The sequence below is a fragment of the Amycolatopsis sp. CA-211722 genome (assembly GCF_056828465.1).
The window spans coordinates 6429831-6445812 of the sequence record NZ_CP184752.1; the positions used below are offsets into that span (position 1 = coordinate 6429831).

Below are 15982 nucleotides of genomic sequence, written 5' to 3' on the forward strand. Positions count from 1 at the left end.
GTCACTCCCAGCGCCAGAGCGACGGCGGCCGTCCTCCCTTGGGGAGGGCGGCCGCGTGTTCGGTGGTACGCCGCAAACCGGGGACCCGCTCCATCGTCCGGCCGAGATTGGCCGGATAGGGGCGGTCCCCGGTCAACGCTTCGGTGACGTCCAGCGCCTGTGCCGTGGTGAAGATCGGGCCCAGCAGCCCGGCGGTGAAGGTGACGTCCCGCCACAGCCGTTCGGCCAGCATCGGACGGCAGTCCGCGACGATCCGGTCGTGGTCGAACGCCAGCGGCGGGACCTCGTCCAGCGGCGCCCACACGACGTTCCCCGGGACGTCGAGCGCGGGATTCACGGTGGCCCACAAGGCGATGGAGAGCGTGGGACCACGCGGGTCACGGTTCGGCTCGTCGAAGGTGGCGAGCTGTCCCGTCGCCGAGACCGCGTCGGGCGGGAGACCGAGTTTGCCGACCACCGCCCGGCTCGCCGCCTCCCTCAACCGTTCCCCGAGGCCCAAGAGCACCCCGGGCAAGGCGAGCTCCCCCTCGAAAGGCTCGGCCGCCCGCGGCGCGATCCCCAACAGGACGTTCCGGGTGCCGGGGGCGAACCGCACCACGAGCACGTCAACGGACACCGGCGTCGAATCGATCACGCGTTGATTGTCGACCGTGCCTCCGCGACCCGGTAACCGGCCCTGTCCGGACCGTACCCGGCGACGGCCACCGGCAGCCGCTCGCCGAACCACGCCAGCGGATCCGGCAGGTCGACGGCCGTGGAGCCGTCACGGGGCACGACCTTCAGCCCGGTCGCGTCCAGATGGGTCACCGCGAGCGCGTCCACGCCGTCGCAGGCCGCGATCGCGTAGTCGAGCAGGGCCGCGTCGAGATGGCCCGCCCGCCACGCGCCCTGGAATTCGCCGGTTTCGTTGTGCCGCTCGGGAAAGCGGGCGAGTACGGCGGCGGATTCGGTCGGCAACGGCCCCGCGCCGTGCCGGGTGAGGTACGTCCGCGTGACTCCCATGACGGTGTGCGGACGTCCGCCCAGCAAGGCGCGGGCGTTGTGCGGCGTGGTCGTCGACCAGGTCGTGTGCGGATGGAACCCGTGGTACTGGTCGAGAAGAGCCCCCTGCGCTCCCTCGAACACCAGCCGCCCGGAATCCGCCAGCCGTCCCGTTTCGTCCCCGCCCGTGATCCGCACCGCGTCCGCGAAGTCGCGGTACAGCGCCACCAGTTCGTCCACACCGTGCGGTGGCGTGGCGAGCGGCGCGTAGAACCGCGCGAGCGCGTCCAGCTTGCGCCGCAACACCGACGGGGTGGCGCAGTCGGCGACCGTGGGTGCGTCCCCCGGCGTCCCGATCACCTCCTGGTTTTCCACCACTTCACCCGCCGCGGCCCCCGCCAGCAGCGAGTACCAGACGGTCTCGCCGATGCCCTTCCCGCACGAGCCGTGCCGGTTCACGCCACGGGCCTCCTCCCTGGCCCGGTTGGCGTGGATGTGGAACGGCGTCGTGAGCAACGCCCGGCCGTCCACGCTCAGCAGCGAGAGCGGGTTCCGGACGCCTGCCGCTTCGAGCCGCCGTGCTTCCCCGGCCAGCGCGAACGGCTCGACCAGGACGAACCGTGACAGATGGGTGGGCACGCCGGCGAACGTGCCCGCCCCGAACTGGCTGAAGGTGTGGTGCCGCCCGTCCACGACGACGTTGTGCGCGGCCTGCGCGCCACCGTTGAAGCGGACCACGGCGGTGGTGGGCCGGGCGGCGCAGAGCGCGTCGACCACCGCGCCCTTGCCTTCGTCGCCGAAGCCGAGCCCGACCACCACCACGTGACCGTCCAGGAGACTCATCGCAGCACCACGTCGCTCGGCCCGTCCGGCTCCGGCACGGCCGAGGTGACGACCGATTTGGTGCCCAGCTTCGCCAGCGCCTTGCCGACCGCCTTGCTTTCGGCGACCGAGCCGACGTCCGCGAGGTCGGCGAGCGCCCGGTCGACGTCGACCACCCGCTCTTCCAGCCCGATGGTGGCCGCGATCAGTTCGCACACCGCGCCCGGGTCGTCCAGCTTCAGGAAGTTCTGGCCGAGCAGATCGCTCCAGTGCTCGCCGATCTGCGGGTCGTTGTAGTACGAGGACTGGTTCGGCAGCACGAAGTAGACGTGCCACTTGCGGGCGAGCTCGCGGTACACCGAGGCCGGGTCGATGTCCTCCCGCACGTCGTCCCCGATCACCCGGCGGATGTGCCGGGCCTCCAGCGCGGGCTTGTTCAGCTCGTCACCGATGATGAACAGATAGCCCTTGCGGCCGCGGTTCTGCCACGCGTCGGTCACGACGTGGCGCGCCATGAAGTACGCGGCCAGTTCGTAGGACTCGCTCTTCTGCCCGCCGCCTCCGCCTTCGAGGAAGATCGTGCGCAGCTGCTCGTCCATCCGGTTGTCCGATTCGAACTGGCCGACCTGCAACGGGACCCGGTCGCTGTCGGCGTCGCCGATCGCGCCGAACAGGACCTGCGGGTCGGCCAGATAGCCGCGGCGCTTCAGCAGGCCGTGCAGCTTGCCGAGCTTGCCCTGCATGATCCGCGGCACCCGGCGCATCGAACCGGTGACGTCGAACAGCACCGCGATCGGCGTCGAATCGGTGTGGTCGGCCGAATCCCGGCATTCCCGCACGGCGTTCAGCGGGTCGAGCGCCGGCGCGACCTTCCAGTCTTTCGCGGGCTTGGAACGCAGATCGGCGGTGTAGCCGAAATCGTCCTCGCCCTTGGCCTTCCGGAAGGTCTTCGCGGCGGCGTAGGCGTTGTCGTCCCAGTGTCCGTGTCCCATGGTCAGGCTCCTGTCTCGGGGATGGTGAACGGTCGGAAGGTGCGGGGGCCGTAGAGCTCGGCGAGCAGCTGGTCGTACTCGTCGAGCAGATCGGTGGCGTCGGGTCGTTGTGCCGGGACGTCCTGGGTGCACCACGCCGCGAACTCGCGCTGACGGGTTTCGCCCGTTGCCAGGAGTTCCAGCATCAAGCGGTGGAGCATGTGGACGTCGGTGGCCGCGGTCATCGGCAGTCCTTTGTGGACTTCCGGTGGATAGTGGACGGATTTGTCCGCCGCCAGCGGGAGCACGCCGTCCTCGACGGCGAAGGACCACCCGACGACGACGATGCCGTGCTGGTCCGGATGGACGAGCACGTTGTCCGCGGTGAGATGGCCATGGACCACTCCCGCCCGATGCGCGCCTGCCACGGCACGCAGGAGGCGACGGTGCATCCAGGCGTAGTCGCGGCCGTCGAGCCCACCGGGGTAGGCCTTCTTGACCTCGGCGAGGGTGAGGAAGCCGTCGATGAGCGGATCGAGGACGCTGAACGCTCGATCGCCCCTGGCCACGGCGCCCGACGTGTCGAGCAATCGCGGGTAGTAGGGGCGCAGCCACCGGTGCCGCTCGGTGAAGCCGTCCAGGACGCGCAACGCCTCCCATTCGGCGTGGATCAGCGGGTTGAGCGCCGGATCCCGGACGATTTTGACCAGATGCGGGCCGGTGGTCCGGTAGGTCGTGGCGACACTGCCCACCGCGTGCGGTGCGACGAGGGTGTAGGCCGCGGTCGCCGTGGTGACCGTCTGCCGTCGGGCCCGCTTCCACTCGTCGTGGAGGCGGTTGAGGATGGCCGCCGCCCGGTGGACCCGCGCGTCGCCGGGGTTGCGGTCGGGGTGGAGCACGGCCGCCAGTTCGCGGTAGTGATGGCGGGCGAACAATGCGGCCGGGTCGGCCGCGTCCTCGACCGCCTTCATGGCGTCTTCCCTGGTGAGCATAGTTTGAGTCTAGACGACTCTTACTTCGGATGGCAAGGGGGTGGGTACAAATCCCGTGCTGCTCCGTCGCATCGGCGAATAGCCTGAAGCGGCCGAGAAGAAGGGGCTTTCTTGTCAGCTGAACCGGGGACTTCCAGGATTCTCTTGCGGATGCTGCTAGGCGGGATCCCTCTCGTTTTCCTGTTGTGGGTGACCGGGGGAGCCCTCGGTGACCGCGTGCGTGAACTGAACACCGGCGAGGACGTCACGGTCACCGCTGTATCGGGATGCGTCGAGGATGGGCCGCCGATGAGCGGCCGGTTTCCCTATTGCGAGGCCGGGTGGCGGTTCGACGACGGGCGCACCGGACAGGGGAAGGTCGACGGCGAAAGGATCGCGGAGGGCGACAGGATCTTCGCCGGTGACGGGTTCGCCTACCCGTCGAGGACCAATCGGGTCTTGAGCCTGTGGATGGTCGCGCTGTGCGGCCTGGTGCTGCTGGGCATGCTGATCGGACTCGGTGTCCTGTACCGGAAGGACCAGACCCGGCGGCGTCGCGGGAAGTGACGCCGCCGGTCGTGCTCAGCTCCGGGTGGCGTCGATCTGCCGTTCGTCTTCGGTCGAGCAGCTCGTCACCGGATCGTTCGGTCCGCTCCCGCACGTCCAGGCGCCGACCACCACGGGGCCCGGCCCCTGCGGTGACGCCGCTTCGGCCGGGGTCAGCTTCGCGAAGTAGTCCGTGAGCACCTGTTTCGCCTCGGCGCAGTCCGCCTTTCCCCGGACGACGACCGTGTTCTTCGCGCCCTGGAACCCGGCGACCTCGCCGCAGGGCTTGCCGGCGAGGACCTGGTCGGCCGTGGGTACGGGGGAGGGTGCCGGCGCGGCGGCGGGAGCGGGGTCGGCGCCGCATCCGCTCAGCAGGACGACGGCGAACGCGGCGGGCAGGACGGCGAGGCTCTTCATGGGCCCTTCTTGACGGTTCATGGGGTTCATTCCACGGGGACGACGGCGGCGAACACGTTCTGATCGCCCTTGCTGCAACTGGTGCCGCCCTGGGCGGCGGGTGCGCCGGAGACGCACAGCCAGCCGTCCACGGTCTCGCTGACCGGTTCGTCCGAGCCCGCGGACTGGCGTCCGGCGATCCTCTTGTGGAACGAGCCGACGATCCCGGTCGCGTCCGCGCACGAGACCCCGGGGCCGTTGAGCACCTGGAGGGTCAGTCCGCTCGCCGCGGTCACCGTGCCGCAGGAACCCTGTACCGGTTCAGCGGGTTTCGGCTGGGAGGTGGGTGCCGGCGCGGCGGACTGGCTCGGCGCGGTCTGCGACGGGATCGGCGGCACCGACACGGGGGAGGCGCTCGACGACAGTGAGGGCGGTGAGACCGACATCGAAGTGACTGGCGGTGGCGGAGCTTCGCCCGAACAGGCGGCGAGCGTTCCGGCGGCGGCACAGACGGCGCAGGCCGCGAACAGGCGCCGCCACGGTCCCCTGGTGGTCGAGACGGGCAAGGCGGTCCTTTCGTCGGCCGGTCGTGGCCGGCCCATTCTGACCCGGCCGGGCCCGATCCCGTGGCATTGAGCCACGTTCGATTCGCGGGAGGCTATCGCGCCCCTGTCGCCGCGCTACGCGAGGACCGCTGCATGACTGTCCATTGTGGACGATTAACATGCCGTTCACGGCGCGGCAACACCCTGCTGTCGTCGCGAACCGATCGGACGAATCCGGTGCCGAGCCGTTAACGCGCGGCCCCGTTCTGCCGAAAACAAAGGTAGCGCTCCGGCGTGTCCCAGTCCCCGTCACCGAAACCGTGAGAGCGATGAAGACCGACGAACAGACCGACCCCGCGTCACCCCAGGCCACCGCACCGGCGAGCACGGAACTGCCACCGACGGCACCGTGCACCGTCGTCTGGTGTGGCGGCCGACCGTACGTCCTCGAGACCTCCGCCGGCCACCATCGCTGGATGGGCACCGACCACCGGGGCAGGCCCGTGGCGCTGACCAGCGCGGACCTGCAACGCCGCGGCTGGACGCACACCCGGGCCAGCTGACGCGGGAGGGCGTGGGCGCCACTGGCTAGGCTGAGCGGGTGAGTACGCCCCCCGAACCGAGCGTGACCAGCGAAGAGCCTTCCCTGCTGCGGCAGGCCCTGAACGTCCCCAACATGCTTTCCATCCTCCGGCTCGCCGGGGTGCCGGTCTTCCTGTGGCTGCTCCTCGGCCCGAAGGAGGACGGCTGGGCGCTCGCGCTGCTCGTGTTCAGCGCGCTCACCGACTGGCTCGACGGCAAACTCGCCCGCTGGCTCAACCAGATGTCGCGGCTCGGGCAGCTGCTCGACCCCGCCGCCGACCGGCTCTACATCCTCGCGACCCTCATCGCCTTCCTGATCCGCGACATCATCCCGTGGTGGCTGGTGGTCCCGCTGGTCGTCCGGGAGGCCGTCCTCGGCGTCTGCGTCCTGCTGCTGCGGCGCCGGGGGTTCGCCCCGCCGGAGGTCACCTACATCGGCAAGGGCGCCACCTTCGTGCTGATGTACGCCTTCCCGTTCCTGCTGCTCACCCAGGGCGGTTCCGACATCGCCGCGATCGCCCGGCCGATCGGCTACGCCTTCACGGCATGGGGTGCGGTCCTGTACGTCTATTCGGGCGTGCTGTACATCGTCCAGACCGTGCGCGCCTTGCGGGAGGCGCCGGGCGCGTGACCCGGCGGGATGCGAAACTGCGCGCGTCGGTTTCGAGTGAGGGCATCAGAAAGGGGAGCGGCGTTGTCCACTCCAGAAGAACTGCGGTACACCGAGGAACACGAGTGGGTCTCCGTGCGCGACGGTGGGCTCGTGCGCGTGGGCATCACGGAGTACGCCCAGGACCAGCTCGGTGACGTGGTGTTCGTCGAACTGCCCGAGGTCGGCAAGCAGGTCGGTTCGGGCGACGCGTTCGGCGAGGTCGAATCGACCAAGAGCGTCTCGGAGCTGTTCGCCCCGCTCGACGGCGAGGTGGTCGCGGTCAACGACGCGGTGACCGAGTCGCCCGAGCTGATCAACAGCGACCCCTACGGCGAAGGCTGGCTGATCGAGCTCCGTCTCGACGACGCGAGCTCTGTGGAATCCCTGCTGGAGGCCGAGGCCTACCAGGCGCTGATCAAGGAATAGCCGCAGGCCGCGGCCCTTCGGGAAGAGTAGGGGGAGCCGCGGGCCGGAGATTCGATCAGGCACGGTACGTTTGACCTCCACACGTTCTTGAGTAGTGGCAACACACATGCGTTAGGAGAGCTCAGGTGAGCACGAACGACGGGCCCGGCGTTCCCCCGGAGCAGTCTCCGGAGCGGACTTCTGTCTTCCGGGCCGACTTCCTGGCCGACGTCGAAGGCACTGAGGCTCCTCCGGCTGCCGAGGCCCCCGTCCAGGGTGTGGACGCGCTGCCCGCGGGTTCCGCGCTGCTGGTCGTCAAGCGGGGCCCGAACGCGGGTTCGCGCTTCCTGCTGGACCGCGACACCACCAGCGCGGGACGGCACCCGGACAGCGACATCTTCCTCGACGACGTCACGGTCTCCCGGCGGCACGCCGAGTTCCGCCGTGAGGGCGGCGAGTTCGTCGTCATCGACGTCGGCAGCCTCAACGGCACCTACGTCAACCGCGAGCCGGTCGACCAGGCCGTCCTCGCCGGTGGCGACGAGGTGCAGATCGGCAAGTTCCGCCTGGTCTTCCTGACCGGCCCGGGATCCGGGGGCCAGGGGGCACGGTGACGGCGGCCGGGCGGCCTGATCGGGATGCGTCGCAGCGCGATGGGTTGAGCATCGGGGCCGTGCTGGCACAGCTGCGCGGCGACTTCCCCGATGTCACCATCTCCAAGATCCGGTTCCTCGAGGCGGAGGGTCTGGTCCAGCCGGGCCGGACCCCGTCGGGGTACCGGCAGTTCGCTCCGGCGGACGTGGAGCGGTTGCGGTTCGTCCTGTCCGCCCAGCGGGATCACTACCTGCCGCTGAAGGTCATCAAGGAACAGCTGGACGCGGCGGATCGGGGCGCCGCGCCGGAAGCGGCGATGCCTCGGCTGCCGCGGAAACTCGTTTCACTCGACGCCCCCGGGGAGAACGGCGGACTGCCGTCCCCGGGGGACTTCGAGACCGACCGCGAGATCAGGCTGACCGAAGAGGATCTGCTCCGCCAGGCCGGAATCGACGCCGCCACCCTGGCTGAGCTGCGGCAATACGGTCTCGTCCGGCCGGGAGCGGCGGGGTTCTTCGACCCGGACGCGGTCCTCGTGGCCAAGACCGTGAAGGCGATGACCGAATTCGGTATAGAGCCGAGACATCTGCGTGCCTTCCGGGCCGCGGCCGACCGCGAGGTCGGTCTGCTGGAGCAGATCGTGACCCCGGTGTATCGGCATCGTGACGAGGACGCCCAGGCGAGGGGCGACGAGGTCGTCCGGGAGCTGGCCGCCTTGACCGTGGCGTTGCACACGCTCTTGGTGAAGGCCGGAATACGGGCTGTCACGGGCGGTTGACCGGTTCCAGCGGACCGGGGAGCCGCTGTGAGGCCACTTGTCAATGCCTGAATGTTCGGCACCCTATGCCGTACCGTGAGAGTCGGGTTTGCCACGGGCGAACCGAGAATGTCGGAGACAGCGAGCACAGCGCTCGGAAGACGGGTAGCGTCGGGACTACCGTCGCTTGGTCGTCGAGACAAGCGTTGCGGCCCGTGCGCACGAGAGGGAGGCGAAGCCCGATGAGCGAGATGCGCGTCGTCGGCGTGCGGGTGGAGCTACCCGCGAATCAGCCGATCTTGTTGCTGCGGGAAACCGAAGGCGAGCGTTACCTGCCGATCTGGATCGGCTCGGTGGAGGCCACCGCCATCGCCTTGGAGCAGCAGGGAGTCCGCCCGGCCCGTCCGCTGACCCATGACCTGCTCAAGGAGGTCATCGGCGCACTGGGCCGCGAGCTGGAGCAGGTCGTCATCACCGACCTGAAGGAAGGCACGTTCTTCGCGGAGCTGGTCTTCGACGGGGACATCCGGGTTTCGGCGCGGCCGAGCGATTCGGTGGCGCTGGCGCTGCGGGTGGGGGTGCCCATCCACGCCGTCGACGCGGTGCTGGAGGAGGCGGGCCTCATCATCCCCGACGAGCAGGAGGACGAGGTCGAGAAGTTCCGCGAGTTCCTCGACTCGGTCTCGCCGGAGGACTTCCGCGGCGCGGACACCTGATTCCGAAAACTTGATCGAAGGGGCGGCACCCGATGGTGCCGCCCCTTCTTCGTACGCGTTCGGTCCTCTGGACGCGGATCAGGCGGCGGTCGCCTTGACGAACAGGTCGGCCAGTTCTCGCCCGTACCGCTCCAGGTCCAGCTTCGGATCCGCCGCGAACTTCGCCGCGACGCCGTCGATGGCCTGCGCGATCGACAGCGCCATCACGTCCGCCGCGAAGCCGCCGAAAGCGCCTTCCTGCTGGCCCTGGCGCAGCTGGCGTTCGAGCCGCCCGGTCCGGAACTCCTCGACCAGCGGCGCCGACATGAACCAGCCCTCGGCGTCCGAGCCGCTCGAACCCATCTCGACCATGACCCGCACCAGCTCCGGGTGCGAGCCCAGGAACGCGATCTCGGATTCGATGTAGCCGCGCAGCAGCCCGGCCCGGTCGGTCGTGCCCTGGATCCGCTCCTCCAGGAACTTGTCCTTCATCCCGGTCGCGGTGGTGACCACGGCCTGCATCAGGCCGGCCTTGTTGGTGAAGTGGTAGGAGATGATCCGGGTGCTGGACAGCCCGGCCCGCTCCTTGATCTTCGCGAACGACGTCTTGTGGTAGCCGAAGTCGGCGATCGTCGCGATCGCGGCCCCGACGATCTGGGCCCGCCGGGCCGCCTCGGTGACCGACAGCCCCAGCTCCGCCTGAACCTCTTGCAGGGCACTCTGGGTGGAGGGATTTACTTGCATGAGTAAAAATTAACACGTCTGAGTAAATCCGGCAACCCTGCGGCCGAACGGGGGACTGTCCTCGACAAGCCTCAAGAAGAGCTTGAGGCCGACCGCGCGTCGCGTTGACCGGTTTGCCGGACGCGCTTACCGTCAATGGAGGTGAATCGCCAAGGTGTGATTCGGATGTCTGGGGCATTCGTCTTGACGAGGAACTCCGGTGCGGGCTCACGTGGGTCCGCGCGGCTTTGTTCGCCGGCCGCCAGGTCGGGCGAGGGGAGGCATGGCGTGGTCGAGGCTGGTAGCCCTCAAGAGCCGCTCGTTCCGGTCGCTGACGGCGAGCAGGGCGAGCTGTTCCCCGACTCTTCCCTCCCGGACGAACTCGTCGGTTACCGCGGCCCGGCCGCCTGCCAGATCGCCGGGATCACCTACCGGCAGCTCGACTACTGGGCCCGCACGAAGCTGGTCGCGCCGAGCATCCGCACGGCGCACGGCTCGGGTTCGCAGCGGCTCTACTCGTTCAAGGACATCCTCGTCCTGAAGGTGGTCAAGCGGCTGCTGGACACCGGCGTTTCCCTGCAGAACATCCGCGTCGCCGTCGACCACCTGCGCCTGCGCGGCGTCCGTGACCTCGCCAAGGTCACCCTGTTCTCCGACGGCACCACCGTCTACGAGTGCACCTCGCCCGAAGAGATCGTCGATTTACTCCAGGGCGGGCAGGGTGTCTTCGGCATCGCGGTCAGTGGCGCGATGCAGGAGATCAGCGGCACCATCCACGAGTTCCCGGCCGAGCGGGCCGACGGCGGCGTGATCGAAACGGTCACGCCGGACGAGCTCACGCAGCGCCGTAACGCGCGTCGCACCGGCTGATCATGAGGCCGCGGGAGCGGCAGGGTAGGCTCACTTCCGCGGTCGACGAATCCGCGCGGGAGAGACCGAGCCGATAACCGTTGAGCTCGGCGCCGAAGGAGCAAGTCCTCCCCGGAACCTCTCAGGCACCCTGGACCGCGCGGAAGAGACGCCTCTGGAAAGTGGTTCGCCAGGTCACAGCCTGGCGGCCCCGCCGACGGTGCAAGCCCGGCTCAACACTCGGGCGAAACTCTCAGGCGCCCCCACGGGGGTACGGACAGAGTGGGGAGGGCCAGGACAATCGTCCCGGCCCACCCCCGCGTCTTGGGAGGTCCCCGATGGAGCCCGTTTCACTGGCCGCTCTCGAATCCGGAACCCCCTTCGCCGACCGGCACATCGGTCCCGGCACCGAAGAGCTCGCGCGCATCCTCGACGTCGTCGGCGTCGCCTCCCTCGAAGAGCTCGCCGAGCGGGCCGTCCCCGCGTCGCTGCGGGAGTCCGCGACCCCGCCGGACCTGCCGCCGCCCGCCACCGAGACCGGCGCGCTCGCCGAACTCCGTGCGCTGGCCGCGCGCAACCGGCCGATGGTCCAGATGATCGGCCTCGGCTACCACGACACCGTGACCCCGCCGGTGATCCGCCGCAACGTGCTGGAGAGCCCGGCCTGGTACACCGCGTACACGCCGTATCAGCCGGAGATCTCGCAAGGCCGCCTCGAAGCGCTGCTCAACTTCCAGACCATGGTCGCCGACCTGACCGGGCTGCCGATCGCCAACGCGTCGATGCTGGACGAGGCGACAGCAGCGGCCGAGGCGATGACGCTGGTCCGCCGGGCGGGCAAGGCGAAATCGAGCCGGTTCGTGGTCGACGAGGACACCCTTCCGCAGACGATCGAGGTGCTGCGCACCCGTGCGGAACCGCTCGGCATCGAGCTGGTGACCGCCGACCTGTCCCAGGGCATCACCGGGCTCGGGCTCGGCGGCGACTTCTTCGGCGTGCTGCTGTCGTATCCGGGCGCGTCGGGGGTCGTCCGCGAATGGGACCACACCATCGCCGAGGTCAAGGCGCTCGGCGCCGCCGTGGTGATGGCCGCGGATCCGCTCGCGCTGACCCTGCTGCGGTCGCCCGGTGAACTCGGTGCCGACGTCGCGATCGGGTCGACGCAGCGGTTCGGGGTCCCGATGGGCTTCGGCGGACCGCACGCGGCGTACCTCGCCGTCCGGCAGGGGCTCGAACGGCAGCTGCCCGGACGGCTGGTCGGGGTGTCGAAGGACGCCGACGGCGCCCCCGCGTACCGGCTCGCGCTGCAGACCCGGGAACAGCACATCCGCCGCGAAAAGGCGACGAGCAACATCTGCACCGCCCAGGTGCTCCTGGCGGTCATCGCGTCCATGTACGCGGTGTACCACGGTCCCGAAGGGCTGCGGGCCATCGCGAACCGCGCGCACCGGATGGCCACGGTGCTCGCGGCGGGCCTCGCCGAAAGCGGTGTCGACGTCGTGCACTGCGAATTCTTCGACACGGTCACGGTTTCCGTCCCGGGCCGCGCGGCGGCGATCGTCGGCACGGCGCGGGAACTCGGGGTCAACCTGAGGCTCGTGGACTCCGATCACGTCGCCGTCGCCTGCGACGAGACGACCACCCGTGAGCATCTTTCCTTGGTGTGGAAGGCGTTCGGGGTCGCGGTGTCCGATGTGGACTCGCTCGACGCGGACACCGCGGACGGCTTCCCGCCGGATCTGCGCCGCACGAGCGACTACCTGACCCATCCGGTCTTCCACGCGCACCGCTCGGAAACGGCGCTGCTCCGGTACCTGAGGGCGTTGTCCGACAAGGACGTCGCGCTCGACCGGAGCATGATCCCGCTGGGCTCCTGCACGATGAAGCTCAACGCCACGGCCGAGATGGAGCCGATCACCTGGCCCGAGTTCGCCGGGCTGCATCCGTTCGCACCCGCCGAAGACGCGGCCGGACTGCTCAGCGTCGTGAAGGATCTGGAGCGGTGGCTCGCCGGGATCACCGGCTACGACGCGGTCTCCCTGCAGCCGAACGCCGGAAGCCAGGGCGAGTTCGCCGGCCTGCTGGCGATCCGCGCGTACCACCTCGAACGCGGGAACGCCGCCCGTGACGTCTGTCTGATCCCGTCCAGCGCGCACGGGACGAATGCCGCCAGCGCCGTGATGGCCGGAATGCGGGTGGTCGTCGTGAAATGCGACGACGAGGGCAACATCGACCTCGGCCATCTCAAGTCCACTGTGGACGAGCACGCGGACGACCTCGCCGCGATCATGATCACCTATCCCTCCACGCACGGCGTGTACGAGGACACCGTCCGCGAGGTCTGCGCGCTGGTGCACGACGCGGGCGGCCAGGTGTACGTCGACGGCGCGAACCTGAACGCGCTGATCGGGGTGGCGCAGTACGGCAGGTTCGGCGCGGACGTCTCGCATCTCAATCTGCACAAGACGTTCTGCATCCCGCACGGTGGCGGCGGGCCGGGGATCGGGCCGATCGGCGTCCGCGCGCATCTGGCGCCGTACCTGCCGAACCACCCGCTGCAGCCGGACGCGGGCCCGGCCACCGGGGTGGGGCCGATCAGCGCCGCGCCATGGGGGAGCGCGTCGATCCTCCCGATCTCCTGGGCCTACGTCCGGATGATGGGCGCGGAAGGCCTGAAGCGGGCGACGCTGACCGCGGTCGCGAACGCCAACTACGTCGCCAAGCGGCTCGCCGAGTACTACCCGGTGCTGTACTCCGGGCACGACGGCCTGGTCGCCCACGAATGCATCCTCGATCTCCGCGCGCTCACCAAACGGACCGGCGTCACCGTCGACGACGTCGCCAAGCGGCTGGCCGACTACGGGCTCCACGCGCCGACGATGTCCTTCCCGGTCGCGGGAACGCTCATGGTCGAGCCCACCGAGAGCGAGGATCTCGGCGAACTCGACCGGTTCTGCGACGCGATGATCGCGATCCGCGGCGAGATCGAGAAGGTCGCCGCGGGGGAGTGGCCGGTGGAGGGAAGCCCGCTGCGCAACGCGCCGCATACCGCGCGCTGTCTCGCGGGCGAGTGGGATCGCCCGTACAGCAGGGAGATCGCGGTCTTCCCGGCCGGGTTCACCGCGTCGAAGATCTGGCCTCCGGTGCGGCGGATCGACGGGGCCGCGGGGGACCGCAACCTCGTCTGCTCCTGTCCGCCACCGGAGGCCTTCGCCTGAGGTTCAGCCGGGCATCTTGTCGAGAAAGCCCAGCACCTGCTTGATCCGGCCGTCCTCGACGGTGATGACGTCGAAACCGATCGCCAGCGGCTCCTTGGCGCCCTCCGGGCCGAGGTACCACTGGAACCGCGCGATGTCGTGGTGCGCGTCGGGCGCCGCGGGGAGGCTGAACTTCAAGCCCGCGAACTGGGCCTGCGCGCCGGCGATGAAGCCGTCGACACCGTCGTGGCCGGTCACGGCGCCGAGCGGGTCGGTGTAGGCGGCGTCCTCGGTGAAGACTTCGGCGATCAGGGCGCGGCGCTTGTCCGCGTCGGTCTCGTTCCACACGGCGATGTACTGCTCGGCGACGCGCTGGATGTCCGACATGGTGTCTCCTCGTTTCGTTGTGGGGTAACCGATGCCGCAACTCTGTCGGCCGAGGGCGGGTCCCGTCGATTACGCGGGAGGTAATGGCGGCGCGGCAGCCGGGGCCGTAGGTTCGTGATCGTGACGACCACAGTGAGCGCGGGCCGCCCCGTCGGCGAGCTCCTCCGCGAATGGCGTGACCGCCGCCGGATCAGCCAGCTGGATCTCGCCATCTCGGCGGACATCTCCACCCGGCACCTGAGCTTCGTGGAGACCGGCCGGTCCAAGCCCAGCCGCGACATGGTGCTGCGGCTCGGCGAACACCTGGAGGTGCCCTTGCGGGAACGCAATCAGCTGCTGCTGGCCGCGGGGTACGCGCCCGCGTACGCCGAAACCGGTCTCGCCGCCCCGGAGCTGGCGGCCGTCCGGGAGGCGGTGCGCCAGCTGATGACCGGTCACGAGCCGTACCCGGCCGCCGTCGTCGACCGCTGGTGGAACCTGGTCGACGCCAACGCGAGCATCTCGCTCATGACCGGCCTGGTCTCGCCGGCCCTGCTGACGCCGCCGGTCAACGTCCTGCGGGTGACGCTGCATCCGGATGGGATGGCGCCGCATGTGCTGAACCTGGGGGAGTGGCGTGCCCATCTGCTCGGCAGGCTGCGGCGTCAGGTGGCCCAGACCGCCGACCCGATGCTGACCGAGCTGCTGGAGGAACTGCTCACCTATCCGTGCGCGGATCCCGTCCCCGAGGTGGAGGTCCCCGGGCCGGGTGACATCTTCGTTCCGCTGAAGCTGCGGCACGAGGGCGCCGAACTCACGTTCTTCAGCACGGTCTCCACCTTCGGGACGCCGTTGGACGTCACGGTCGCCGAGCTGGTGATCGAGTCCTTCTTCCCGGCAGACGCGGACACGGCGGAATATCTGCGCGCGTACGCGGCGCGCGGGGTGGAATGATGCCGGGCAAGAAGCCCTGCCACAGACTCCAGTGAGGATTCCTCTTCCATGGCCGTGCCTTCCGTCGTCCTGAACAACGAGGTAGCCATCCCCCAGCTCGGTTTCGGTGTCTGGCAGGTCCCCGCGGGCGACACGGCCAAGGTCGTCCGGACCGCCATCGAGGCCGGGTACCGCAGCATCGACACCGCCGCGTCGTACGGGAACGAAGCCGGTGTCGGCGAGGCGATCCGCTCGTCGGACGTGCCCCGCGACGAACTGTTCATCACCACGAAACTGCCGAATCCGGGCCACGGTTACGACGAGGCGCTGCGGGCGTTCGACACGAGCCTCGCGGAGCTCGGGCTGGACCACGTCGACCTGTACCTGATCCATTGGCCGATGCCCGCCCGCGGGAAGTACGTCGAAACCTGGCGGGCGCTGGAAAAGCTCTACGCGGACGGGCGGGCGCGGGCCATCGGGGTGTCGAACTTCCACGTCCCGCATCTGCGACGGCTCCTCGACGAGACCGGGATCGTGCCCGCGGTCAATCAGGTCGAGCTGCACCCACGGCTCCAGCAGACGGCGTTGCGGGAGTTCCACGCCGAGCACGGCATCGTCACCGAGGCGTGGAGCCCGCTCGCGCAGGGTTCGCTGCTCTCGGACCCGACACTGAGCGCCCTTGCCGCCAAATACGGCAAGAGCCCGGCACAGCTGGTGCTGCGCTGGCATCTGCAGCTCGGCACGGTCGCCATCCCGAAATCCGTGACCCCGTCCCGGATCCGGGAGAACTTCGACGTCTTCGACTTCGAACTGGCCGAAGACGATCTCGCGGCGCTCGCGGAGTTCGACGACGGGACGCGCACCGGCCCTGACCCGGACACCTTCTCCTCGTGAGTGTTGGGTTCTAACGGTCCCAACACTCACGAGGCCGGGACCGAATCGGGAGTCTCGCGTGATCAGGTGGACGACACGCGTGTCTGGAGGGACATCACGCGAG

At 69.5% G+C, this 15982-nt stretch carries 20 protein-coding genes and 1 riboswitch; of the genes, 12 read left to right on the plus strand and 8 right to left on the minus strand.

Annotated elements, in window-relative coordinates; genetic code table 11:
- Position 1 precedes the first annotated feature (1 nt).
- The 4 genes from ACOCEP_RS30290 to ACOCEP_RS30305 are packed head-to-tail and all read right to left on the minus strand — an operon-like array spanning position 2 to position 3766.
- Complete coding sequence (locus ACOCEP_RS30290; protein WP_482332512.1) at positions 2–634, minus strand: NUDIX hydrolase; 633 nt, start codon at positions 632–634, stop codon at positions 2–4.
- Positions 631–1824 (minus strand): adenylosuccinate synthetase, encoded by a 1194-nt coding sequence (locus ACOCEP_RS30295; RefSeq protein WP_482332513.1) that lies wholly within the window; start codon positions 1822–1824, stop codon positions 631–633. Before ACOCEP_RS30295 ends, ACOCEP_RS30290 begins: the two co-directional genes overlap by 4 nt.
- A complete protein-coding gene (locus ACOCEP_RS30300) occupies positions 1821–2795 on the minus strand; it encodes a hypothetical protein (protein WP_482332514.1) in 975 nt (324 codons plus the stop codon). The genes ACOCEP_RS30295 and ACOCEP_RS30300 overlap by 4 nt, the downstream gene beginning before the upstream one ends.
- A gap of 2 nt (positions 2796–2797) precedes the next feature.
- The gene (locus ACOCEP_RS30305; protein ID WP_482332515.1) at positions 2798–3766 is read right to left on the minus strand and encodes an adenylate cyclase; all 969 of its coding nucleotides are present in this window, start codon (positions 3764–3766) and stop codon (positions 2798–2800) included.
- A gap of 189 nt (positions 3767–3955) precedes the next feature.
- On the opposite strand from ACOCEP_RS30305, the gene ACOCEP_RS30310 reads away from it, so the two are divergent.
- Complete coding sequence (locus tag ACOCEP_RS30310; RefSeq protein ID WP_482332516.1) at positions 3956–4312, plus strand: hypothetical protein; 357 nt, start codon at positions 3956–3958, stop codon at positions 4310–4312.
- A gap of 15 nt (positions 4313–4327) precedes the next feature.
- Here ACOCEP_RS30310 and ACOCEP_RS30315 read toward each other — a convergent pair whose 3' ends face one another.
- Together ACOCEP_RS30315 and ACOCEP_RS30320 are read right to left on the minus strand one after the other, a co-directional pair.
- Positions 4328–4708, minus strand: coding sequence for a hypothetical protein (locus ACOCEP_RS30315; protein WP_482332517.1), 381 nt, complete (start codon positions 4706–4708; stop codon positions 4328–4330).
- Positions 4709–4734: 26 nt separating this feature from the next.
- Complete coding sequence (locus tag ACOCEP_RS30320; RefSeq protein ID WP_482332519.1) at positions 4735–4983, minus strand: hypothetical protein; 249 nt, start codon at positions 4981–4983, stop codon at positions 4735–4737.
- A 46-nt stretch (positions 4984–5029) separates the two neighbouring features.
- On the opposite strand from ACOCEP_RS30320, the gene ACOCEP_RS30325 reads away from it, so the two are divergent.
- From ACOCEP_RS30325 to ACOCEP_RS30355, 7 genes are all read left to right on the plus strand, one after another.
- Positions 5030–5323 carry a hypothetical protein gene (locus tag ACOCEP_RS30325; protein WP_482332520.1) on the plus strand — a complete coding sequence of 98 codons (294 nt, stop codon included), beginning with the start codon at positions 5030–5032 and terminating at the stop codon, positions 5321–5323.
- 238 nt (positions 5324–5561) lie between these two features.
- Positions 5562–5795, plus strand: coding sequence for a hypothetical protein (locus ACOCEP_RS30330; protein WP_482332522.1), 234 nt, complete (start codon positions 5562–5564; stop codon positions 5793–5795).
- 38 nt (positions 5796–5833) lie between these two features.
- On the plus strand, positions 5834–6445 hold the full coding sequence (clsA, locus tag ACOCEP_RS30335; RefSeq protein WP_046199794.1) for a cardiolipin synthase ClsA: 612 nt from the start codon (positions 5834–5836) through the stop codon (positions 6443–6445).
- Between the two features lie 63 nt (positions 6446–6508).
- On the plus strand, positions 6509–6892 hold the full coding sequence (gene gcvH / locus ACOCEP_RS30340) for a glycine cleavage system protein GcvH (RefSeq protein ID WP_005150021.1): 384 nt from the start codon (positions 6509–6511) through the stop codon (positions 6890–6892).
- Positions 6893–7017: 125 nt separating this feature from the next.
- Positions 7018–7485 (plus strand): glycogen accumulation regulator GarA, encoded by a 468-nt coding sequence (gene garA, locus ACOCEP_RS30345; protein WP_016334077.1) that lies wholly within the window; start codon positions 7018–7020, stop codon positions 7483–7485.
- On the plus strand, positions 7482–8243 hold the full coding sequence (ftsR, locus tag ACOCEP_RS30350) for a transcriptional regulator FtsR (protein WP_038514056.1): 762 nt from the start codon (positions 7482–7484) through the stop codon (positions 8241–8243). Before garA ends, ftsR begins: the two co-directional genes overlap by 4 nt.
- A 221-nt stretch (positions 8244–8464) precedes the next feature.
- Positions 8465–8938, plus strand: coding sequence for a bifunctional nuclease family protein (locus tag ACOCEP_RS30355; protein ID WP_005150031.1), 474 nt, complete (start codon positions 8465–8467; stop codon positions 8936–8938).
- Between the two features lie 78 nt (positions 8939–9016).
- On the opposite strand, the gene ACOCEP_RS30360 is transcribed toward ACOCEP_RS30355, so the two are convergent.
- Complete coding sequence (locus tag ACOCEP_RS30360) at positions 9017–9661, minus strand: TetR/AcrR family transcriptional regulator (RefSeq protein ID WP_482332526.1); 645 nt, start codon at positions 9659–9661, stop codon at positions 9017–9019.
- A gap of 267 nt (positions 9662–9928) precedes the next feature.
- Between ACOCEP_RS30360 and ACOCEP_RS30365 the strand changes: the two genes are divergently transcribed.
- A complete protein-coding gene (locus ACOCEP_RS30365) occupies positions 9929–10510 on the plus strand; it encodes a MerR family transcriptional regulator (RefSeq protein ID WP_005150040.1) in 582 nt (193 codons plus the stop codon).
- A gap of 46 nt (positions 10511–10556) precedes the next feature.
- A riboswitch (glycine riboswitch) is annotated at positions 10557–10658 on the plus strand.
- A gap of 169 nt (positions 10659–10827) precedes the next feature.
- Complete coding sequence (gcvP, locus tag ACOCEP_RS30370; protein WP_482332527.1) at positions 10828–13707, plus strand: aminomethyl-transferring glycine dehydrogenase; 2880 nt, start codon at positions 10828–10830, stop codon at positions 13705–13707.
- Between the two features lie 3 nt (positions 13708–13710).
- Here the strand turns inward: gcvP and ACOCEP_RS30375 are convergent, their stop codons facing one another.
- The gene (locus ACOCEP_RS30375) at positions 13711–14073 is read right to left on the minus strand and encodes a nuclear transport factor 2 family protein (RefSeq protein ID WP_482332529.1); all 363 of its coding nucleotides are present in this window, start codon (positions 14071–14073) and stop codon (positions 13711–13713) included.
- A 114-nt stretch (positions 14074–14187) separates the two neighbouring features.
- Between ACOCEP_RS30375 and ACOCEP_RS30380 the strand changes: the two genes are divergently transcribed.
- A complete protein-coding gene (locus tag ACOCEP_RS30380; protein ID WP_482332531.1) occupies positions 14188–15006 on the plus strand; it encodes a helix-turn-helix domain-containing protein in 819 nt (272 codons plus the stop codon).
- A gap of 48 nt (positions 15007–15054) precedes the next feature.
- Positions 15055–15879 (plus strand): aldo/keto reductase, encoded by an 825-nt coding sequence (locus ACOCEP_RS30385; RefSeq protein WP_482332532.1) that lies wholly within the window; start codon positions 15055–15057, stop codon positions 15877–15879.
- Positions 15880–15982 lie beyond the last annotated feature (103 nt).